At 66.2% G+C, this 20,094-nt stretch carries 17 protein-coding genes; 13 read left to right on the top strand and 4 right to left on the bottom strand.

Annotated elements, in window-relative coordinates; translation table 11 throughout:
* Positions 1-8 precede the first annotated feature (8 nt).
* The 5 genes from rpsI (at position 9) to erpA (ending at position 4,738) form a co-directional block, all read left to right on the top strand.
* Complete coding sequence (gene rpsI, locus CEK29_RS02475; RefSeq protein ID WP_094798604.1) at positions 9-401, top strand: 30S ribosomal protein S9; 393 nt, start codon at positions 9-11, stop codon at positions 399-401.
* A gap of 193 nt (positions 402-594) precedes the next feature.
* Positions 595-1,725 carry an IS481 family transposase gene (locus tag CEK29_RS02480; protein ID WP_094857226.1) on the top strand — a complete coding sequence of 377 codons (1,131 nt, stop codon included), beginning with the start codon at positions 595-597 and terminating at the stop codon, positions 1,723-1,725.
* Between the two features lie 463 nt (positions 1,726-2,188).
* Positions 2,189-3,256 (top strand): N-acetyl-gamma-glutamyl-phosphate reductase, encoded by a 1,068-nt coding sequence (gene argC, locus CEK29_RS02485; RefSeq protein WP_094798605.1) that lies wholly within the window; start codon positions 2,189-2,191, stop codon positions 3,254-3,256.
* 50 nt (positions 3,257-3,306) lie between these two features.
* Complete coding sequence (locus CEK29_RS23390) at positions 3,307-4,278, top strand: DUF6776 family protein (protein WP_141218288.1); 972 nt, start codon at positions 3,307-3,309, stop codon at positions 4,276-4,278.
* Positions 4,279-4,366: 88 nt separating this feature from the next.
* Positions 4,367-4,738, top strand: a complete 372-nt coding sequence (gene erpA, locus CEK29_RS02495) for an iron-sulfur cluster insertion protein ErpA (RefSeq protein WP_094798606.1) — start codon at positions 4,367-4,369, stop codon at positions 4,736-4,738.
* Positions 4,739-5,011: 273 nt separating this feature from the next.
* On the opposite strand, the gene CEK29_RS02500 is transcribed toward erpA, so the two are convergent.
* Together CEK29_RS02500 and CEK29_RS02505 are read right to left on the bottom strand one after the other, a co-directional pair.
* Positions 5,012-6,205, bottom strand: a complete 1,194-nt coding sequence (locus tag CEK29_RS02500; RefSeq protein WP_094857227.1) for an anhydro-N-acetylmuramic acid kinase — start codon at positions 6,203-6,205, stop codon at positions 5,012-5,014.
* 11 nt (positions 6,206-6,216) lie between these two features.
* Positions 6,217-7,635 (bottom strand): M23 family metallopeptidase, encoded by a 1,419-nt coding sequence (locus tag CEK29_RS02505; protein ID WP_094857228.1) that lies wholly within the window; start codon positions 7,633-7,635, stop codon positions 6,217-6,219.
* 306 nt (positions 7,636-7,941) lie between these two features.
* Between CEK29_RS02505 and tyrS the strand changes: the two genes are divergently transcribed.
* From tyrS to nrdR, 4 genes are all read left to right on the top strand, one after another.
* The gene (tyrS, locus tag CEK29_RS02510) at positions 7,942-9,171 is read left to right on the top strand and encodes a tyrosine--tRNA ligase (RefSeq protein WP_094798609.1); all 1,230 of its coding nucleotides are present in this window, start codon (positions 7,942-7,944) and stop codon (positions 9,169-9,171) included.
* Positions 9,172-9,201: 30 nt separating this feature from the next.
* The gene (locus tag CEK29_RS02515; protein WP_094857229.1) at positions 9,202-9,858 is read left to right on the top strand and encodes a YbhB/YbcL family Raf kinase inhibitor-like protein; all 657 of its coding nucleotides are present in this window, start codon (positions 9,202-9,204) and stop codon (positions 9,856-9,858) included.
* A 255-nt stretch (positions 9,859-10,113) separates the two neighbouring features.
* A complete protein-coding gene (gene glyA, locus CEK29_RS02520) occupies positions 10,114-11,361 on the top strand; it encodes a serine hydroxymethyltransferase (RefSeq protein ID WP_094798611.1) in 1,248 nt (415 codons plus the stop codon).
* Positions 11,362-11,505: 144 nt separating this feature from the next.
* Positions 11,506-11,985: a transcriptional regulator NrdR gene (nrdR, locus tag CEK29_RS02525; protein WP_094798612.1), complete on the top strand. Its 480-nt coding sequence runs from the start codon at positions 11,506-11,508 to the stop codon at positions 11,983-11,985.
* A gap of 27 nt (positions 11,986-12,012) precedes the next feature.
* On the opposite strand, the gene CEK29_RS02530 is transcribed toward nrdR, so the two are convergent.
* Together CEK29_RS02530 and CEK29_RS02535 are read right to left on the bottom strand one after the other, a co-directional pair.
* Positions 12,013-13,020, bottom strand: coding sequence for a GlxA family transcriptional regulator (locus CEK29_RS02530; protein WP_094857230.1), 1,008 nt, complete (start codon positions 13,018-13,020; stop codon positions 12,013-12,015).
* Positions 13,020-13,586, bottom strand: a complete 567-nt coding sequence (locus CEK29_RS02535; RefSeq protein ID WP_094857231.1) for an isochorismatase family protein — start codon at positions 13,584-13,586, stop codon at positions 13,020-13,022. The genes CEK29_RS02530 and CEK29_RS02535 overlap by 1 nt, the downstream gene beginning before the upstream one ends.
* A 214-nt stretch (positions 13,587-13,800) precedes the next feature.
* Between CEK29_RS02535 and ribD the strand changes: the two genes are divergently transcribed.
* The 4 genes from ribD (at position 13,801) to CEK29_RS02555 (ending at position 20,093) form a co-directional block, all read left to right on the top strand.
* Entirely contained in the window at positions 13,801-14,985 is a 1,185-nt protein-coding gene (ribD, locus tag CEK29_RS02540) for a bifunctional diaminohydroxyphosphoribosylaminopyrimidine deaminase/5-amino-6-(5-phosphoribosylamino)uracil reductase RibD (RefSeq protein WP_255176044.1), read from the top strand.
* Between the two features lie 67 nt (positions 14,986-15,052).
* Positions 15,053-15,703, top strand: a complete 651-nt coding sequence (locus tag CEK29_RS02545; RefSeq protein WP_094857232.1) for a riboflavin synthase — start codon at positions 15,053-15,055, stop codon at positions 15,701-15,703.
* Between the two features lie 34 nt (positions 15,704-15,737).
* A complete protein-coding gene (locus CEK29_RS02550; RefSeq protein ID WP_094857233.1) occupies positions 15,738-17,633 on the top strand; it encodes an LTA synthase family protein in 1,896 nt (631 codons plus the stop codon).
* A gap of 534 nt (positions 17,634-18,167) precedes the next feature.
* Positions 18,168-20,093 carry a PrkA family serine protein kinase gene (locus tag CEK29_RS02555; protein WP_176456818.1) on the top strand — a complete coding sequence of 642 codons (1,926 nt, stop codon included), beginning with the start codon at positions 18,168-18,170 and terminating at the stop codon, positions 20,091-20,093.
* Position 20,094 lies beyond the last annotated feature (1 nt).

The following is a 20,094-nucleotide window of genomic DNA, read 5'->3' on the forward strand; positions in this document are numbered from 1 at the left end:
GAAACGCCATGATCGGTAACTGGAACTACGGAACCGGCCGTCGCAAGACCTCGGTGGCTCGTGTTTTCGTCAAGAAGGGCACTGGCAAGATCATCGTCAACGGCAAGCCCGTCGACGAGTTCTTCGCTCGTGAAACCGGCCGCATGGTCGTGCGTCAACCGCTGGAACTCACCGGCCTGACCGAGTCGTTCGACATCAAAGTCAACGTCCACGGCGGCGGCGAAACCGGCCAGGCTGGCGCGATTCGTCACGGCATCACCCGTGCGCTGATCGACTACGACGCGACGCTCAAGCCCGCGCTGTCGCAAGCCGGCTTCGTGACCCGTGATGCGCGTGAAGTCGAACGTAAGAAGGTCGGCTTCCGCAAGGCACGTCGGCGCAAGCAGTTCAGCAAGCGCTAATGTCCCCCAAAAAGGCCGCGAAAGCGGCCTTTTTGTTTATGGCCCGCGCGCAGCAAACCAATGCCCGGCGCGGAGAAACCCGCCCGCCGCCGGGCCGCCCCAAGGCGGGCGAGTGTATGGACCGGACAGATAGGTAACAGGTGTACGAGGACATGGGTGACACTTTTCCGGACTAGATGCCCGGGAGAGTTCCATGCCTTGGAGTGCTGTTACCGTGAGCGATCAGAAGACGGAGTTTGTGGCGTTAGCCACACAGCTCGGCGCCAACGTGAGCGAGTTATGCCGACGTTTCGGCATCAGTCTCAAGACCGGATATAAGTGGCTGGGCCGCTACGAAGAGCGGGGGTCAGCCGGACTGGAGCCCTTATCGAGGCGCCCTAGGCGTACGCCTGGGCGCACATCTGAGGCGCTTGAGGCGCTGGTGCTCGAGGTCCGGCAGCGTCATCCCGCCTGGGGCGGCCGCAAGATCGCTCACGTATTGCTGCGCGATCAAGGGGTGATGCTGGCACCCAGCACTGTCACGGAGGTACTTCGCCGTCATGGCCGCTTGGCAGATACGTCTTCTGGTGCAGGACGACCCTGGCAGCGGTTCGAGCATGAGGCGCCCAACGACCTATGGCAGATGGACTTCAAGGGTCACTTTGCCACTGATCGGCAGCGATGCCATCCGCTCACGGTCATCGACGATCACTCCCGCTACAACATCGTTTTGCAGGCCATGGCTGCCGAGCGCTTCGAGCCCGTTCAGGCTGCGCTGGTGCAAGCGTTCTCCCGCTACGGTCTGCCCAGGCGCATCAACACCGACAACGGCACGCCCTGGGCGGCCTCAGGCATGGACACGCTGACGCGGCTGGCCGTCTGGTTCATCAGGCTCGGCATTGATCTCTCACACAACAGACCGGCGCATCCGCAGAGCAATGGCAAGGACGAACGGTTCCATCGCACCTTCAAGGCGGAAGTGCTAGGCACCCGGCGCTTCCGTGACCTTGACGATGCCCAGCGTCAGTTCGATCCCTGGCGCTGGATCTACAACCACGAACGCCCGCACCAGGCACTGGATATGCAAACGCCTGCGCAACGATACCGACCCAGCCCGCGCACGATGCCGCGCGTTCTGCCGCCCGTCGTTTATGCCCCGGACACCCTGGTACGCAAGGTGCAATATGGTGGCTGGGTCGATCTGCAGGGCAGGCAGCTGCGCCTATCGGTCGGCCTGCGCGGCCAGTACGTCGCCTTCAGGCCAAGGGCGCAAGCAGACGGCACGTTCGATATCTTCTTCTGCCATCACTGCCTCGGGCAGATCGATTTAAGGACCGTAAAGTAACCTGGTCAACCTGTTACCCATGTCCCCGCACACCTGTCACCCATGTCCCCGGTCCATACAGCGAGCCCCCTTGGGGGGCAGCAAGCCGAAGGCGCGGCGTGGGGGCATCCGCCCGCCGCCGGGCCGCCCCAAGGCGGGCGAGCCCCCTTTTGGGGCAGCAAGCCGAAGGCGCGGCGTGGGGGCATCCGCCCGCCGCCGGGCCGCCCGAAGGCGGGCGAGCCCCCTTGGGGGCAGCAAGCCGAAGGCGCGGCGTGGGGGCATCCGCCCGCCGCCGGGCCGCCCCAAGGCGGGCGAGCCCCCTTGGGGGGCAGCAAGCCGAAGGCGCGGCGTGGGGGCATCTGCCTCTCGGGAACCTCGCGCTACACGCACGGTCGGATACGGATCGACGACATAAAGGTGGTCACCGCCGCCAGCGTCCGTTTCCTGAGCGATACAATCGTTCTACGTTTTACGGAACCTCACCATGGCCCAAGCTTCGAACTCCCGCATCAAGGTCGGCATCGTCGGCGGCACCGGTTACACCGGCGTCGAGCTGCTGCGCCTCCTGTCGCAACACCCCAACGTGGAATTGACCGCCATCACGTCCCGCAAGGAAGACGGGTTGCCGGTGGCCGACATGTATCCGAACCTGCGCGGCCGCGTGAATCTGGCCTTCTCGGCGCCCGAGAAAGCCACGCTGACCGACTGTGACGTGGTCTTCTTCGCCACGCCGCACGGCGTCGCGATGGCCCAGGCCCAGGAACTCACCGCGGCTGGCACGCGCGTGATCGATCTGGCCGCCGATTTCCGCCTGCAGGACACCGCGGTGTTCGAGCGTTGGTACAAGATGCCGCACAGCTGCCCCGATATCCTGGCGCAGCAGTCCGCCTACGGCCTGGTCGAGCTCAACCGCGAGGCCATCTCGCGCGCCAAGGTCATCGGCAATCCCGGTTGCTACCCCACCACCGTGCTGCTGGGCCTCGCCCCGCTGGTCGAGGGCGGCAAGAAGCTGGTCGACACCCAGACGCTGATCGCCGACTGCAAGTCGGGCGTGTCGGGCGCCGGCCGCAAGGCCGAAGTCGGCTCGCTCTTCTCCGAAGCCAGCGACAACTTCAAGGCCTACGGCGTGGCCGGTCACCGCCATCACCCCGAGATCGTCGAGCAGCTCGAGAAGCTGGCCGGCGGCAAGGTGGGTCTGACCTTCGTGCCTCACCTCGTGCCGATGATCCGTGGCATGTTCTCCACGATCTACGCGCGCATCCTGCCGGAAGCCCGCGACACCGATTTCCAGGCCCTGTTCGAGGCGCGTTACGCCGACGAGCGTTTTGTCGACGTCATGCCCGCGGGCAGCCAGCCCGAGACGCGTTCCGTGCGTGCCTCCAATAACCTGCGCATCGCGGTGCAGCGTCCGGGCAACGGCGACCAGCTGATCGTGCTCGTGGTCCAGGACAACCTGGTCAAGGGCGCCGCCGGCCAGGCCGTCCAGAACATGAACCTGATGTTCGGCCTGTCCGAATCGCTGGGGCTGGACCAGGTTGCCATTCTTCCCTGACCCAGGCCGTCGGGCGGGCCTCAGGGCCCGTCCTGCGCCCGTGCAGCACCATGTCTGATCCCGCAGCTCCCGTGCCTCCCGCGCCCGCCTCTGGTGGGCGCCTGGGGCGCTGGCTGGCGGCCGGCCTGGTCGTTGCCTCGGCGCTCGCGATCGGCGCCATGGTCGGCTATCGCTACGGTGCCGCGCAACCGCTGCCCGAGGGCACGGTCGTGCTCACCCAGACCCAGCTGGCGGCGCACGAGCAGGCACTCACCCAGCGCGAGACCGAGCTGCGCTTTTTGCGGGCGCAGCTCGACACCGCCGATGGCGAAATCGCCGTCGAACGTGCTGCGCGCCTGGAGCTCGAGACCCAGCTGCGGCAGGCCCAGGCCGACGTCGGTCGTGGTCGTGACCAGCTGGCCTTTTATGAACAATTGCTGCCGCCCGGGCCGGCCGGCTCGCTCGATATCCGTGGCGCCGAGTTCGTGCGCGAGGGGGCGGGCCTGCGCTACCGGGTGCTGATGATGCGCAGTGGCCGCAGCGAGACCCCGTTCCAGGGCGAGCTGCGCTTCGAGGCCGCCGGTCTGCTCGACGGCGCGACGGTCAGCGTGTCGCTGGCGCCGCTGCAGGTCGCGGCCAGCGAAAACACCACGGTGCCCTCCGTGCCGGTCAATGGCGGCGCGGCCATCGTATCGCCCGCCGCCACGGCGGCCTCCGGATCGGAAGGGGCGCCCGCGAAGCCGCCCGCCGACAAGGCGGCTGCCGCTGCCGCCGCGGACGCATCCGCGCCGCTGGCGTCCGCCGCGACGGGTGCCGCACCGTCGGCCACCGTGCCGGCGCTGACCGGCAATGGTCTGTCCCCCGAAGCGGCCGCTGCCGTCGCCAAGGCCTCGGACGGCCCGTTCGATCTGCATTTCGACCAGTATCAACGCAGTCAGGGCGTGTTGGCGGTGCCGCCCGGATTTGTCCCCGAAGCCATTACCGTCAGCGTGCTGGAAAACGGCACCGTACGCGCCACCCGCACCGTCAAGCTCGAATTTTGAATCCGCTTGACGGCTGCGCTATAGTGAATCATCTGCGCGGGGATTCCCGCCTTCCGTATATGGCCCCGTTGCGGCCAGGAGTGTAATCATGAACGCTGTCACCGAAACCGTCGACCTGCAAGAAGCACCGCCGACGCCGCTGGTCTTTACCGACTCTGCAGCCGCCAAGGTCAAAGACCTGCTGCTCGAAGAAGGCAACCCCGATCTCAAACTGCGCGTGTTCGTGCAGGGCGGCGGCTGTTCGGGCTTCCAGTACGGCTTCACGTTCGACGAAGTCGTCAACGAAGACGACACCGTCCTCGACAAGGAAGGCGTGCAGCTGCTGGTCGATCCGATGAGCTTCCAATATCTGGTGGGCGCCGAGATCGACTACAAAGAAGACATCGAAGGCGCGCAGTTCGTGATTCGCAACCCGAACGCCACCACCACCTGCGGCTGCGGTTCGTCGTTCTCGGTCTGAGCACGCATCGCCCCAGCAAAAAGGCCTCCCTCGGGAGGCCTTTTTCATGCCTGCATGGAAATTCTGCAGTGTGATCGGAGGAGGGCGCGCCGGTTCGTCCTGCGTGCCTGAGTGCCGGCGATTTGGTTGCGTGCGCAACGATTGCGCGTACGTTTACGGCTGCGTATGCGGCTGCGTGTGCGTATGCGTGTGCTTGTGCTTGTGCGTGTGCGAGTCGTGAGAAGTGCGAGAGCAGGTGCGTGGCCGCGTGCCTTGCGTGGCCGTGCGCGCGGCTCAGCGCGGATAGAGCGCGCCCAGCACGCGCGCGGCGCGAGCGCCGGTCACTTCGGGCACGGCGGCGGGCAGCCGGTCCACGTGCATGCGCGCCAGCCAGGCAAACGCCATGGCCTCGACCCACTGTGCCGGCACGCCCGCCGTGTCGGTGGCCGCCACGGGCAGGCGCAGTACCGAGGCCAGCTCCTGCATCAGGCCGCCATTGCGCGCGCCGCCACCACACACGAGCACGTCCTGCACCGCCACGCCCTGCACGGCGATGGCGTCGGCGACCGTGCGCGCCGTCAGTCGCTGCAGCGTGGCCTGAACGTCTTCGGGGCGCAGCGGCGTGCCGCGATAACTGGCGAGCCGGGTTTCGATCCAGCGCAGGCCGAACAGATCGCGGCCGGTGGATTTGGGGGCGGGCAACGCGAACCAGGGTTCGCTGTCGATGAAGTGCGCGAGCAGCGGTTCGGACACCCGGCCGAGCGCGGCCCAGCGGCCGTCGGCGTCGTAGGGCAGGCCGGTGTGCTGCAGACACCAGGCGTCGAGCAGCACGTTGGCGGGGCCCGTGTCGAAGCCGCGCGGGGCGCGCCCCGGTTCGAGCAACGTGACGTTGGCGATGCCGCCGAGATTGAGCACCGCGCGCGGCTGCGCGCCACCGAACATTGCCGCATGAAACGGCGGCACCAGCGGCGCGCCCTGGCCGCCCGCGGCCACGTCGCGGCTGCGGAAATCGGCCACCACGTCGATACCGCTGAGCTCCGCGAGCAGGGCGGGGGCGTTGAGCTGGATGGTGTAGCCCAGCTCGGGCCGGTGCCGCACGGTCTGGCCATGCGCGCCGATCGCCGTCACGTCGGCCGGTGCCAGCGCGGCCGACAGCAGCAGATCGTGGCAGACCTGCGCATAGACGCGCGCCAGTTCGTTGGCGGCCAGGCTGGCCTGAGCCAGCTCGTCGGGTCCGCTGGTGTTGAGCGCCATCAGGGCGCTGCGCAATGCATCGCCCAGCGGCGCGCTCGCGGTCGCCAGCATCACCGGCGTACAGAGGCCCGGCGTGGCGACGCCCGGCGTGGCGACGCCCGGCGCCGCACCCGCGCCCGGCGGATCGAGCCGCAGCAGCACGCCGTCGACACCATCCATGCTGGTGCCGGACATCAGGCCGATGAAAAAACGGCCCGGCAGTTTGCTGCGCGGGCCGTTGGTATGTTTGCTCATGAGCGTACGGCTCAGCGGGCGGCCACGCTGGTGGTCGCTTCGGGAAGCGTGGTCTGGATCTGGGTCAGCAGCTGGATCTGCTGCTTGTAGGGCTCTACGGCCTTGGCGAAGGCGCGGGCCTCGGAAGGCTCCAGCGTGCGCGCCACCGGCAGATCGACCGACAGCGGATCGATCGGCTGGTTGTCGACGCGGAATTCGTAGTGCAGGTGCGGACCGGTGGCCCAGCCCGTCGAGCCCACGTAGCCGAGCAGTTCGCCCTGGGCGATCTTGTCGCCCTTCTTCAGGCCCGGCGCGATGCGGCTCTGGTGCGCGTAGAGCGTGGAGAACTTGCCGTGGTGCTTCACGATCACGACGTTGCCGTAGCCGTTCTGCCAGCCGGCGAAATCGACGGTGCCATCGGCCGTGCTGTGGATCGGCGTGCCGGTCGGGGCGGCGTAGTCGACGCCCTTGTGGCCGGTCCAGGTGCGATGGATCGGATGCATGCGCATGCCGAAGGTCGAGCTGATCCGGGTGAACTTGAGGGCGGTGCGCAGGAACGCGCCGCGCAGGCTCGTGCCGTCGAAGTCGTAGTAGGAGCCCGACTTGTTGTCGGCGCTGAACCAGACGGCGCTGTAGGTCTTGCCGCCGTTGATGAACTCGACCGCCAGCAGGCGGCCCGCGCCGGCGTAGCGGCCATCATGCGAACGCGTTTCGTAGACCACGCGGAACTGGTCGCCCTGGCGCAGATCGCGCAGGAAGTCGATCTTGGCGCTCAGGATGTCGGCCATCTGTAGCGTGATCGAATCCGGGATGCCGGCGGCGTCGGTGGCGCCAAACAGCGACGAACGGATCGTGCCCACGGCCACGCGGGTCTGGAGTTCGGTGTTTTCGGTGAGCTCTTCGGCCTTGAAGCCCGTGCCGGCCGGCTCGACCTGCAGCATCTTGGTGTAGACCTGGCCGCCGGTTTCGTTGCCGGGGGTGTGGATGTAGCGCAGCCACACCAGCTTGCCGTCGGTATCGGTGGCGGCCTGCACGGCACGGCCCGGGTACAGCTTGTAGATGCTGCGCGCGCTGGCGTCGTGCGTGAGGAAGGCCTGCAGACCGTTTTCGCTGATCTCGAGACGCTGCAGCACGGCGGCGAGGGTGTCGCCGGAGCGGATGCGGGTTTCGCTGATGTAGGGGGCGTCGACGGCCGGGGTTTCGCTGATCTGGACCTGGCTCGATTCGAGCGGCAGTTCGCTGTTGATCAGGCGCATCGGCGGCAGGCTGGCGTGATCGGGCTGCTGCACCATGCCGAGCGCGGCGGCGCCAGCAAACAGGCCCAATGCAGAGACGACGAGGGTGCGTCGCACAAGGGCGGCGCCGCGGGAGGAAGGTTCAGCGCGAGAGGCGAACAGGGTGGCAACTTTACGTCGGAAGCTGCTCACCAGGCTGTTGGGGCCACGATTCATCGTGATTCAGACCTTGAGGTGGCGTCGAGTGCAAGTTACGGTTGCACGCGGCCTCCCCCTGACGGCCTGCGGGCCGGAGGCAGGAATACGCCGCGCGGCGCATCTTGGTACAAACGGCAATAGGTGACAGATGATCGACGGGATGGGGGCCACCCTGCCGATCCAGGCGACAACGGCCACGAACATGACAGTTGCGTATGATTAGGGCAGTATCCTAGCCGATTCAGCTAGAATTTTCGACTAATTTCCTCACTTTTTACACCTTTTGTGCCGCGCGCCGACCCGGCACAACCGGCTGGAACCATCATGTCGCACCCCGAAGCCCCCATCACTCCCGAAGTCGAAGCCGATCTGCGCATTGCGCGCCGTGGTTGCGACGAGCTCCTGGTCGAATCCGAGTTTGCCAAGAAGCTCGCCCGCAGCCGCGCGACCGGGGTGCCGCTGCGCATCAAGCTGGGCCTGGACCCGACGGCGCCCGACATCCATCTCGGCCACACCGTCGTGCTCAACAAGATGCGCCAGCTCCAGGATCTCGGTCACGAGGTGATCTTCCTGATCGGCGATTTCACCTCGACCATCGGCGATCCGAGCGGCCGCAACACCACCCGTCCGCCGCTCACGCGCGAGCAGATCGAGCACAACGCCAAGACCTACTACGCGCAGGCCAGCATGGTGCTGGATCCGGCCCGCACCGAGATCCGCTACAACTCCGAATGGTGCGACCCGCTCGGTGCGCGCGGCATGATCCAGCTGGCCTCGCGCTACACCGTGGCGCGCATGATGGAGCGTGAAGACTTCACCAAGCGCTTCAAGGGTGGCGTGTCGATCGCGGTGCACGAGTTCCTGTACCCGCTGCTGCAGGGCTACGATTCGGTGGCGCTCAAGTCCGACCTGGAGCTCGGCGGCACCGACCAGAAGTTCAACCTGCTGGTCGGACGCGAGCTGCAAAAGGAATACGGCCAGGAGCCGCAGTGCATCCTGACCATGCCGCTGCTGGTGGGCACCGACGGCGTCGAGAAGATGTCCAAGTCCAAGGGCAACTACATCGGCATCTCCGAGTCGCCCGATTCGATGTTCGGCAAGCTGATGTCGATTTCCGACACGCTGATGTGGCGCTACTTCGAGTTGCTGTCGTTCCGCTCGCTCGAAGACATCGCCGCGCTCAAGGCCGAGATCGACGGCGGCCGCAATCCGCGCGACGCCAAGGTGGCACTGGCCCAGGAAATCATCACCCGCTTCCATTCCGCCGCGGCGGCCGAGGGCGCGCTGGCGTCGTTCGAAGCGCGCTTCCGTGACGGCGCGATCCCCGACGACATTCCCGAGGTCAACGTGGCCGGCGCGCCGATGGGCATTCTGCGCGTGCTGCGCGAGGCCGGTCTGGTGGCGTCGAGCTCCGAAGCCCAGCGCAATGTCGAGCAGGGCGGCGTGCGCGTGAACGGCGATCGCGTCGAAGACAAATCGTTGCAATTGGCCGCCGGCACCTATGTCGTGCAGGTGGGCAAACGCAAGTTCGCGCGTGTTACCTTGGCAGGGTAGGAATTCTTCGCATTTCTCCAGGAGTACGCCATGAAACTTGCGAGCTTGTCTTTCTCCGATAACGAGTCGATTCCCGAGCGCTACGCCTTCGGCAAGATCGATGCGCAATCGCACGTCGCTCTGGCCGACAACTACAACCCGCAGTTTTCCTGGGACGATGTGCCGCAGGGCACGCAGTCGTTCGCGCTGATCTGCCACGATCCCGATGTGCCGACCAAGCCGGACGACGTGAACCAGGAAGGCCGCACCGTGCCGGCCACCCTGCCGCGCGCCGACTTCTTCCATTGGGTGCTGATCGATCTGTCGCCGGAGATGCGCGAGATCGATGAGGGCGCGTTCTCGAGCGGCATTTCGCCGCGCGGCAAGGGCGGCCCGCTGGCGCCGCTCGACGCCCGCCAGGGCCTGAACGACTACACCGGCTGGTTCGCGGCCGACCACGACATGAGCGGCGAGTATTTCGGCTACGACGGCCCGTGCCCGCCCTGGAACGACGAGATCGTCCATTGCTACGTGTTCACGCTGTACGCGCTGGATGTCCCGTCGCTCAAGCTGCAGGGTTCGTTCACGGGCGCCGACGCGCTCAAGGCGATTCAGGGCCATGTGCTGGCGCAGGCGCATCTCACCGGCACCTACACGCTGAACCCCGAGCTGGCCCCGCGCCAGATCGGCGCCACCACGGCGTCGTGATCGTTTCGGCGGGGCGCCGCGCGCGCCCCGCGCCTCCCGGCCGCCGCACGGCGCGGCTTTTCGGGGCTCTGCATGAGGCGCTCTCATGCTGTCATGAAAAAACTTCTCTTAGCGCGCAGATGACGGCGCGTTGGTTACATATACCGCGATCTTGTCCACACACGGGTGGCGCGGCACGGGTATACCCGGTCGGCGCGGGGTACACTAACGCTCATTGCTTAACCCCCGCATTCTTCACCGTTCCAGGAACCTCCCATGTTTGACCGCAAGCTCACCCTCGACAAGGTGGATCCCGACCTCTGGGCCGCGATTCAGAAAGAAGACGTCCGCCAGGAGCAGCACATCGAGCTGATCGCCTCGGAAAACTACGCCAGCCCGGCCGTGATGCAGGCCCAGGGTACGCAGCTCACCAACAAGTACGCCGAAGGTTATCCGGGCAAGCGCTACTACGGTGGTTGCGAGTACGTGGACGTCGTCGAGCAGCTCGCGATCGATCGCCTGAAGGAACTCTTCGGTGCCGAGGCCGCCAACGTGCAGCCCAACTCCGGCTCGCAGGCCAACCAGGGCGTGTACATGGCCGTCCTGAAGCCGGGCGACACCGTGCTGGGCATGAGCCTGGCCGAGGGGGGCCACCTCACGCACGGCGCATCGGTCAATGCCTCGGGCAAGCTCTACAACTTCCTGCCCTACGGCCTCGACGAAAACGAAGTGCTGAACTACGCGCAGGTCGAGCAGCTGGCCAAGGAACACAAGCCCAAGCTGATCGTGGCGGGTGCCTCGGCCTACGCCCTGCACATCGACTTCGAACGCATGGGCCGCATCGCCCGTGAAAACGGCGCGCTGTTCATGGTCGACATCGCGCACTACGCCGGTCTGGTCGCCGGTGGCCAATATCCCAACCCGGTCCCGCACGCCGACTTCGTCACCTCGACCACGCACAAGTCGCTGCGCGGCCCGCGTGGCGGCGTCATCATGATGAAGGCCGAGTTCGAGAAGGCCGTCAATTCGGCCATCTTCCCGGGTATCCAGGGCGGTCCGCTGATGCACGTCATCGCCGGCAAGGCCGTGGCCTTCAAGGAAGCGCTGTCGCCCGAGTTCAAGGACTACGCCGCTCAGGTCGTGAAGAACGCCAAGGTGCTGGCCGACACGCTGGTCAAGCGGGGTCTGCGCATCGTGTCGGGCAAGACCGAAAGCCACGTGATGCTGGTCGACCTGCGTCCCAAGGGCATCACCGGCAAGGAAGCCGAAGCGGTGCTGGGCGAAGCCCACATCACGGTCAACAAGAACGCCATCCCGAACGATCCGGAAAAGCCTTTCGTGACCAGCGGCATCCGCCTGGGCACGCCGGCCATGACCACCCGTGGCTTCAAGGAAGCCGAGGCGGAAGCCACGGCCAACCTGATCGCCGACGTGCTGGACAATCCGCGCGACGAGGCCAACATCGCCGCCGTGCGCGCGCGCGTCAACGAGCTGACCGCGCGTCTGCCCGTCTACAGCAAGTAAGCACCGGCATGGGCGGGCCTGGCTCCCCATGACAGACAGGCCCCGGCATGCCGGGGCCTGTTCATTTGCCTCATCCATTTTTTTCCGGGTGGCCGGGGCGCTGCTTTATTACAATATGCGGAACACAGGTACGGGGGAGAGCTGATGAAGTGTCCTTTCTGCGGCAACGCCGATACGCAGGTGGTCGACAGCCGCGTATCGGAAGAGGGCGACACCATACGTCGCCGGCGCCGCTGCCTGTCCTGTGACAAGCGCTTCACCACCTACGAACGCGTCGAACTGGCCATGCCTTCCGTGGTCAAGCGCGACGGCAACCGCACCGAATACGATGCGCGCAAGCTGCGCGGCAGCCTCTCGCTGGCGCTGCGCAAGCGTCCGGTCAGCACCGAAGAGCTCGACGGCGCCGTCACCCGCATCGAAGAAACCCTGCTCGCCAGCGGGGTCCGCGAGATCCCGAGCGAGAAGATCGGCGAGCTGGTCATGAACGAGCTCAAGCGGCTCGACAAGGTCGCCTACGTGCGATTCGCGTCGGTCTACAAGAGCTTTGAAGACATCGGCGAGTTCGTCGAGGCCATTCGCGAGATGCAGGGCCCGCGGCCGCCGAACAAGCTCCGCAAGGACTGAGCGCGCAGCGCCGCAACAACTGAGCGCTCAGTGCCGCAAGGGCGGCATCGCCGGGTCCGCCGCGTCGGCCAGGGCCTCGGTGCGCAGCGCGCCCGGCGGCGCCGACTCGTAGCGGCGCCACACGCGGCGCAGGTGGTGGGCCGAACTGAATCCCGCCTGTTGCGCCACCCGCTCCATGCCGTGCCGCGTCTGGCTCAGCAGCGTGCGCGCCAGCGCCAGCCTGACCCGATAAAGATAGTCCATGGGCGTGCAGCCCGCGTGCTCGGCGAAGAGCCGCGCCAGGTGGCGCGCGCTGGTATGAGCCTGCCGCGCCAGCGTCGTCGCGGTCCAGTCGGCGGCCGGATTGCGCAGCACGGCATCCTGCACGCGATGTACGCCGGGATGCAGGTGATTGCGGTGATCCAGCCACGGCGAGATCGCGGGGTCGTCGCCCGCGCGTCGCAGATAAACCACCATGTCGCGCGCCACAGCGCTCGCCACGCGCGGATCCGTCACGCGCGCGACCAGATGCAGCGCGAGGTCGATGCCGGCGGTGATGCCGGCGCTGGTCCAGATCGGGCCGTCCTGTACGAAGATGCGGTTTTCGAGCACGCGGGCGCTGGGTTCCATCGCGCTCAGGCTCGCCACGCAGCTGTGATGCGTGGTGCAGGCGCGATCGCGCAGCAGTCCGGCGGCCGCGGCGACCAGCGCGCCCGCGCATACGGTGACGAGTTCGAATCCATCCGCCGGCATGCGCACGCGCAGCCAGTCGAGCACGGCCCGCGTGGCCGGCGCCTCCAGATCGTAGGCGCGGTCGACCACGCCGCTCAGGACCACCAGGGCATTGGCGGGCAGGCTTTGCGGCAAGGGCTGCAGCCCCGACAGGTTGAGCCCCGGCAGGCCGGTGCCGAGCTCGGGCGTGGGGGCGCAGTAGTGCACCTCGAAGCTGCCGGGCACGAGCTTGTTGGCGACGCGCAGCGCCTCCGCCGGCCCGGCGAGGTCGAGCAGAACGATGCCCTCGAGCACGATGAAGATCACCGGCACGGGGCTCGGCATCAACGGCTCCCGGCCTCGGCGGCCGACACGACGGCGGCGAAGCGCCCTTCGAGCACGAGCGCCGTGTGGTCGCGCAGCGCCGCGGCCGAATAGACCCGGCCGTCGCGCGCGGTCATGGGAAACGTCAGCGTCGCGTCGAGGGCGTAGCGCACCTTGAGGCCCGAGTCGCTCGCATGGCGCGCCGTGGTCTCGCAGCATTGCTCGGTGCGGATGCCCGTGATGATGACTTCCTGGATGCCGGCTTCGGTCAGCCATTGCGACAGCGGCGTGCCCTGCGCGTCGAGGGCGTACAGCGCCGAGTGCACCGTTTTGTGAAATACCGGGGCGTCGGGCACCCGCAGGCCGTCGAGCGTGCGCACGTGGCCGCTGGCGGGGTCGAACGGGCCCGGCGTGCCGCCGCCTTTCTGCACATGGAAGATTTGCACGATGGCGTGGCCGTGGCGCTCGGCGGCGTCGATGAGCGACTGCGTGGCGGCCAGGAACGCCGGCACTTCGGTGTCGTCCCAATACGGACGCGTGCGGAACGATTCCTGGATGTCGATGAGCAACAGAGCGGTGGTGGGCATGAGTGGTCCGGAGAGAGAGGGTTTGCGGGCAAACCGGGGTGATGTGGACGCCATTATGAGCCGCGGGCGGCCGTCTGGGCAGGCGCCGGGCGGACCGGGGGCGGACCAAAACAGACATGCGGGAAGGCCAGGATCCGGCACCGTCAGCGCGCCGTCAGGGCGGTGTCAGCTTGACGCCGCTTCCGGCTGCGCACCGGCATACAATCCGGGGGACATGATCATCGCAACGAACCCCGACGTGGACGTCTCCCGGCCGCAAGATTCGACCTATATGCGCCACGCGCTCGCGCTGGCGCGCGCCGTGCTCTACACCACGTCGCCCAACCCCCGGGTGGGCTGCGTGATCGTGCGAGACGGGCGGGTGATCGGCGAAGGCGCCACCCAGCCCCCGGGCGGTCCGCATGCCGAGGTGATGGCCTTGCGTGCGGCGGCGGCCGCCGGCGAGACCGTCGCGGGCGCCACCGTCTACGTCACCCTCGAACCCTGCTCGCACCATGGCCGCACGCCGCCCTGCGTCGACGCGCTGGTGGCCGCGGCGCCGGCTCGCGTGGTGGTCGCCATGGGCGATCCGAATCCGCGCGTCAACGGCGCAGGCTACGCGCGGCTGCGCGCCGCCGGCATCGAGGTCTGCACGGGGGTGGGCGAGGCCGAGGCGCTCGAGCTCAACGCCGGCTTCGTTGCGCGCATGAGCCGCGGCACGCCGTGGGCCTGGATGAAGATGGCCGCCTCGCTGGACGGCCGCAGCGCGCTGCACAACGGCATTTCGCAATGGATCACGGGCGACGCGGCCCGGGCCGACGGACATCACTGGCGGGCCCGCGCCGATCTGGTTCTGACCGGCATGGGCACCGTCACGAAAGACGATCCGCTGCTCAACGTGCGCGCGGTCGAGACCGCCCGCCCGCCGCGCAAGGCCGTGGTCGACGCCACCCTGTCGATCTCGCCGCAGGCCAGGCTCTTCGACGGCACCGAGGTGCTGATTTTCACGGCGGCCCCCGCGCCCGGCCGCGCGGCGGCGCTCGCCGACCGCAATGCACGCGTGATCGCGCTGCCCGACGCGCGCGGCGAGCGGGTCGACCTGGCCGCGATGATGCGTTGGCTGGGGCAGAACGAATTCAACGAGGTGCACGTCGAGGCGGGCGCGGGCCTGTCGGGCGCGCTGCTGACGGCAGGCTGCATCGACGAGCTGCTGGTGTATCTGGCGCCGGTGCTGCTCGGCGACGCGGCCGGCATGGTCCGCCTGCCGCTGCTCGAGCATCTCGAGGCCGCGCGCCGCTATGTATTTACCGACATGACTCGCGTGGGCGCCGACGTGCGCCTGCGCGCCACGAGCGATGCGCACTGGCAGCAACTGCTGGCCAGCGTGCGCGGCGTCGGCCAGGCCGGCGCCCAACCCTGATACGAAGACGAAAGAGCGCGCTTGCGCTCGATGCGACATGGCGCTTCGGCGCCGAAGGAGTAGAGATATGTTTACCGGTCTGGTGGCGGCAGTGGGCCGCATCGTCAAGGTGGAGCCGCTCGCGCAGGGCGATGACGCGGCCGGCGTGCGCCTCGATATCGAGTCGGAGAGCCTGGGCCTGCAGGACGTGAGCATCGGCGATTCGATCGCCGTGGAGGGCGCCTGCATGACCGTGGTCGCGCTGCAGGGCACGCAGTTCCAGGTGGACGTGTCGCGCGAGAGCCTGAACCGCACGGTGGGCCTGGCGACGGTGGGCGAGGTCAATCTCGAAAAGTCGCTGCGCATCGGCGACCAGATCGGCGGCCATCTGGTGTCGGGCCACGTCGACGGCCTGGGCGAGGTGCTGCGGTTTTCGGATGTGGGCGAGTCGCGTGAACTCGTGATCCGTGTGCCCAAGACGCTGGCCCGCTTCCTTGCCTACAAAGGCTCGATCGTGGTCAACGGCATCAGCCTCACCGTCAACAGCGTGCTCGACGATAGCGATGGCTGCGACATCAGCATCAACATCATTCCGCATACCCAGGAAGTGACCACGCTGCGCAACGTGAAGGCCGGCGACAAGGTCAATCTCGAGGTGGACATGATCGCCCGTTACGTGGAGCGCATGCTGTCGGTCAGCGGCGTGGCCTCGGGCGGCGCCGTGGCCGCCTGGCTCTGAAGATTTCGCTCGACCCCGCGACGGAGTAAGAGTCATGAGAGGCGAAGCCCTGATCTTCGTGGCCGCGAGCCTGGTGCTGCTGACCCTCAGCCGCCTGGCATTGGCGGCATGGCAATGGGCGCGTGTGCGCGATGCCGGCGGGCTCTGGCCCCTGCTGCGAGGTGGCGTGCGCATCGACGCGCACATGATCGGCGTGCTGGCCGCATGGCCGCTCGTGTTGGGCCCCTGGCTCGGTGAGTATCAGTGGGCGGCCGACATTACCGCCGGGTGGTTCATCCTCTGCTGGATCCTGCTGGCCCTGCTGGAGGTCTCGACGCCGCCGTTCATCCAGGAATACGACACGCGTCCCAACCGGCTGTTCGTCGAATACCTCAAGCATCCGCGCGAAGTGTCCAACATGGTGTGGCGCGGCTACAAGACGGCGCTGCTCGGGGGCACGGCCGTGCTCGTGCTGGCCAGCGTCGCGGGCTGCGTGCTGTTCGTCAACCCGACCGCCGACCCCGCGCTGCTGTGGTGGCAACAGATTCTTTACAGCGTGGTGATGCTGGCGCTGGTGATCCTGGCGATCCGCGGCACGCTGGGCCACCGGCCCATCAATCCTTCGTCGGTGGCCTATTGCTCCGACGGCATGGTCAACACGCTGGCGCTCAACTCGCTCTACAACGTGGTGTATGCGATCTACAGCATGAAGAACGAGCGCGGCGGCTCGAGCATGTACGGCAAGATGCCGAGCGCGGCGTTCAACGAGCTGGTGATGCAACAGGCGGGCCTGCCCTGGCCGCCCGCCGACGCCGAACTGCCCAGCCTGCATCGCCAGGCCCCCGTGCAGCGTGCCAGCCGTCCCAAGAAGCTGGTGATCATTCTCGAAGAGAGCCTGGGCGCGCAATACAGCGCGGCGCTCGGCGGCATGGGGCTCACGCCGGAGCTCGACGCGCTGATGGCGCAGGGCTGGGCCTTCACCCGGGCCTACGCCACCGGCACGCGCTCCGTGCGCGGCCTGGAGGCCGTGACGACCGGCTTCCCGCCCACGCCGATGCAGGCGGTGCTGAAGCTGCCGCGCGCGCAACGCGGCTTTTTCACGATCGCCGAGATGCTGGGTCGGCAGGGCTATCACTCGCGCTTCATCTACGGCGGTGAGTCGCACTTCGACAATATGAAGGCCTTCTTCCTCGGCAACGGTTTCGACCGGATCGTGGATCGGTCCGATTTCACCGATCCCGCGTTCTGCGGCACCTGGGGTGCGAGCGACGAAGACATGTTCGCGCAGCTCGATCGTCTGCTGCGCGAGGATGCCGACGAGCCGACGTTCACGCTGGCCTTTTCGGTGTCCAACCACACCCCCTGGGAATACCCTGCCGGCCGCATCGAGGTCGACGGGAATCCGGCCACCGAACACAACAGCGTGCGATACGCCGACTGGGCGCTCGGCCGCTTTTTCGAGCAGGCGCGCGAGGCGCCTTATTGGAACGACACCGTATTCCTGGTGGTGGCCGATCACGATTCGCGCGTGTTCGGCGCCACGCTCGTGCCGGTGCGGCATTTCCATATTCCCGCGCTCATCCTCGGTGGCGGCATCGCGCCGCGCCGCGATGACCGCATCATCAGCCAGATCGATCTGCCGCCCACGCTGCTCTCGCTCATCGGTGTGGAGGGCGAGCATCCCATGATTGGTCACGATCTTGCGAGCAGTTCGCCCGATCGCGCGATCATGCAGTACGACAACACCTATGGGTATCTGCGCGGCGACGATCTGCTGGTCATGACACCCAATCGCCCGCCGGTTCAATTCCGCTATGCGGCGCCGGAGCAATACACGCCGGTGGATCTCGACGCGGCGCTCGCGCGTGTGGCGCTGGCGCATGCGCTGTGGCCGGACTGGTGCTATCGCGAAGGCCGCTATCGGCTCGCGAGCACAGCCCCCTCCGTTTGAGCGAGGGCATTCTCATCAACCTGTACGACATCGAACGCGCCGCCAGGCGCGTTTTGCATGACGGCGCGAGGCAACGCGCGCGGCTGGCGGGCAGGCTTGTGTACAAGGCGGTGCACCGGGAACGCCGCATGCTAGTTGAGAAGCAGCGAGAGTGCCGCTCATGTTTCATGTATCCGCAACACCGTTTGCGCGCATGCACGGTGCTGAGAAAGGAGGCTCGCGCGAGTGAAGGACTTATGAATAAAGGGTATGTACTCATGGCTGTCAGCACTCGTGGTGTTGCGCTGCCAACCCCTTTATTCAGGGGTTCCGCCGGTAAATTCGCCGCAGCCCGGAACTTGTGGCGCATGAACGGGGCCTAATCTCTGAAGGGGTCTTTCATCTCTGTCTATTGTGTGTGGCGAAAGTGCTACGACTACATAATGTGGTGGAGGCTCATTCGCAAGAATGACTAGCTTGGCTGGTATAGGAAGCACACAATGGACTCAACCGTATCCGATTATTTTGGATACGGCACCCGTAGGAGGGTCGGCCGTGCAAAGCATCCTCGAAGGCTTCAAGTCCCAGTACGCGCGGGAGCAGGAATCAGAACTTTCCCTTGAGGAATATCTGGACCTGGCCAAGCGTGATCCCATGGTCTATGCCAGTCCTGCCGAGCGCATGCTCGCGGCCATAGGCGAACCCGAACTCATCGACACGCGTAACGATCCGAGACTCTCGCGATTGTTCTCGAACCGCGTGATACGCCGCTACCCGGCGTTCAAAGAGTTCTACGGCATGGAAGAGGTGATCGATCAGATCGTCGCCTTCTTCAAGCATGCCGCTCAGGGGCTCGAAGAACGCAAGCAGATTCTTTATCTGTTGGGGCCCGTGGGGGGCGGCAAGTCCTCCATCGCCGAACGTCTCAAGGTCTTGATGGAGCGTTATCCCATCTATGCCCTCAAGGGATCGCCGGTCAACGAATCGCCGCTCGGCCTGTTCCATCCCGAGCGCTTCGGCGACGAACTCGAACGTGACTACGGCATTCCCAAACGCTATCTGAGCGGCATCATGTCGCCGTGGGCGGTCAAGCGGCTCAAGGAATTCGACGGCGATCTTTCGAAGTTCCGTGTCGTGCGGCTCAACCCCTCGGTGCTGCGTCAGATCGCGATCGCCAAGACCGAGCCGGGCGACGAAAACAACCAGGACATCTCGTCTCTGGTCGGCAAGGTCGACATCCGCAAGCTCGATCGCTATTCCCAGGACGATCCCGACGCCTACAGCTACTCGGGCGGCCTGTGCCTGGCCAATCAGGGGCTGCTCGAGTTCGTCGAGATGTTCAAGGCGCCGATCAAGATGCTGCATCCGCTGCTGACGGCGACCCAGGAAGGCAACTTCAAGGGCACCGAAGGCTTCTCGGCGATCCCGTTCAACGGCGCGATTCTCGCGCACTCGAACGAGTCGGAATGGCAGACCTTCCGCAACAACAAGCACAACGAGGCCTTCCTCGATCGGATCTATATCGTCAAGGTGCCGTACTGCCTCCAGACCTCCGAGGAAGTGAAGATCTACGAGAAGCTGCTGCGCCACAGCTCGCTCTCGGCCTCGCCCTGCGCACCGGGCACGCTCGACATGATGTCGCAGTTCTCGGTGCTCACCCGGCTCAAGGATCCCGAGAACTCCAGCGTCTATTCCAAGATGCGGGTCTACGACGGCGAAAGCCTGAAAGACGTCGATCCGAAGGCGAAGGCGCTGCAGGAGTACAAGGATTACGCCGGCACCGATGAAGGCATGAACGGGGTGTCGACGCGCTTCGCGTACAAGATCCTGTCCAGCGTGTTCAACCACGACCAGACCGAAGTCGCGGCCAACCCGGTGCACCTGATGTATGTGCTCGAGCAGCGCATCGCCCGCGAAGACTTCCCCGAAGAAACGCGCCGGCGCTATCTCGACTTCATCAAGGGCTATCTGGCGCCGCGCTACGCGGAGTTCATCGGCAAGGAGATTCAGACGGCGTATCTCGAGTCGTATTCCGAGTACGGCCAGAACATCTTCGACCGCTATGTGACCTTCGCCGACTGCTGGATCCAGGACGAGGAATTCCGAGATCCCGAAACCGGGGAGAGCTTCGACCGCGGCGCGCTCAACGACGAACTCGAGAAGATCGAGAAGCCGGCGGGCATCGCCAATCCGAAGGACTTCCGCAACGAGATCGTGAATTTCGTGCTGCGCGCCCGCGCCAACAACGGCGGCCGCAATCCTAACTGGACCAGCTACGAAAAGCTGCGCGAAGTCATCGAGAAGAAGATGTTCTCGAATACCGAGGACCTGTTGCCGGTGATCTCGTTCAACGCCAAGGCATCGGCGGAGGACAAGAGCAAGCATCAGAGCTTTGTCGATCGCATGGTCGACAAGGGCTACACCGAGAAGCAGGTTCGCCTGTTGTGCGAGTGGTACCTTAGGGTGAGGAAGTCATCCTGAG

This window comes from Bordetella genomosp. 5, assembly GCF_002261475.1.
In the GTDB taxonomy this organism is placed as follows: domain Bacteria; phylum Pseudomonadota; class Gammaproteobacteria; order Burkholderiales; family Burkholderiaceae_B; genus Bordetella.

Bases quoted from the DNA above. Each gene is read 5' to 3' on its own strand.
- rpsI (WP_094798604.1), top strand. From the start codon at position 9: ATGATCGGTAACTGGAACTACGGAACCGGCCGTCGCAAGACCTCGGTG.
- CEK29_RS02480 (WP_094857226.1), top strand. From the start codon at position 595: ATGCCTTGGAGTGCTGTTACCGTGAGCGATCAGAAGACGGAGTTTGTG.
- argC (WP_094798605.1), top strand. From the start codon at position 2,189: ATGGCCCAAGCTTCGAACTCCCGCATCAAGGTCGGCATCGTCGGCGGC.
- CEK29_RS23390 (WP_141218288.1), top strand. From the start codon at position 3,307: ATGTCTGATCCCGCAGCTCCCGTGCCTCCCGCGCCCGCCTCTGGTGGG.
- erpA (WP_094798606.1), top strand. From the start codon at position 4,367: ATGAACGCTGTCACCGAAACCGTCGACCTGCAAGAAGCACCGCCGACG.
- CEK29_RS02500 (WP_094857227.1), bottom strand. From the start codon at position 6,205: ATGAGCAAACATACCAACGGCCCGCGCAGCAAACTGCCGGGCCGTTTT.
- CEK29_RS02505 (WP_094857228.1), bottom strand. From the start codon at position 7,635: ATGAATCGTGGCCCCAACAGCCTGGTGAGCAGCTTCCGACGTAAAGTT.
- tyrS (WP_094798609.1), top strand. From the start codon at position 7,942: ATGTCGCACCCCGAAGCCCCCATCACTCCCGAAGTCGAAGCCGATCTG.
- CEK29_RS02515 (WP_094857229.1), top strand. From the start codon at position 9,202: ATGAAACTTGCGAGCTTGTCTTTCTCCGATAACGAGTCGATTCCCGAG.
- glyA (WP_094798611.1), top strand. From the start codon at position 10,114: ATGTTTGACCGCAAGCTCACCCTCGACAAGGTGGATCCCGACCTCTGG.
- nrdR (WP_094798612.1), top strand. From the start codon at position 11,506: ATGAAGTGTCCTTTCTGCGGCAACGCCGATACGCAGGTGGTCGACAGC.
- CEK29_RS02530 (WP_094857230.1), bottom strand. From the start codon at position 13,020: ATGCCGAGCCCCGTGCCGGTGATCTTCATCGTGCTCGAGGGCATCGTT.
- CEK29_RS02535 (WP_094857231.1), bottom strand. From the start codon at position 13,586: ATGCCCACCACCGCTCTGTTGCTCATCGACATCCAGGAATCGTTCCGC.
- ribD (WP_255176044.1), top strand. From the start codon at position 13,801: ATGATCATCGCAACGAACCCCGACGTGGACGTCTCCCGGCCGCAAGAT.
- CEK29_RS02545 (WP_094857232.1), top strand. From the start codon at position 15,053: ATGTTTACCGGTCTGGTGGCGGCAGTGGGCCGCATCGTCAAGGTGGAG.
- CEK29_RS02550 (WP_094857233.1), top strand. From the start codon at position 15,738: ATGAGAGGCGAAGCCCTGATCTTCGTGGCCGCGAGCCTGGTGCTGCTG.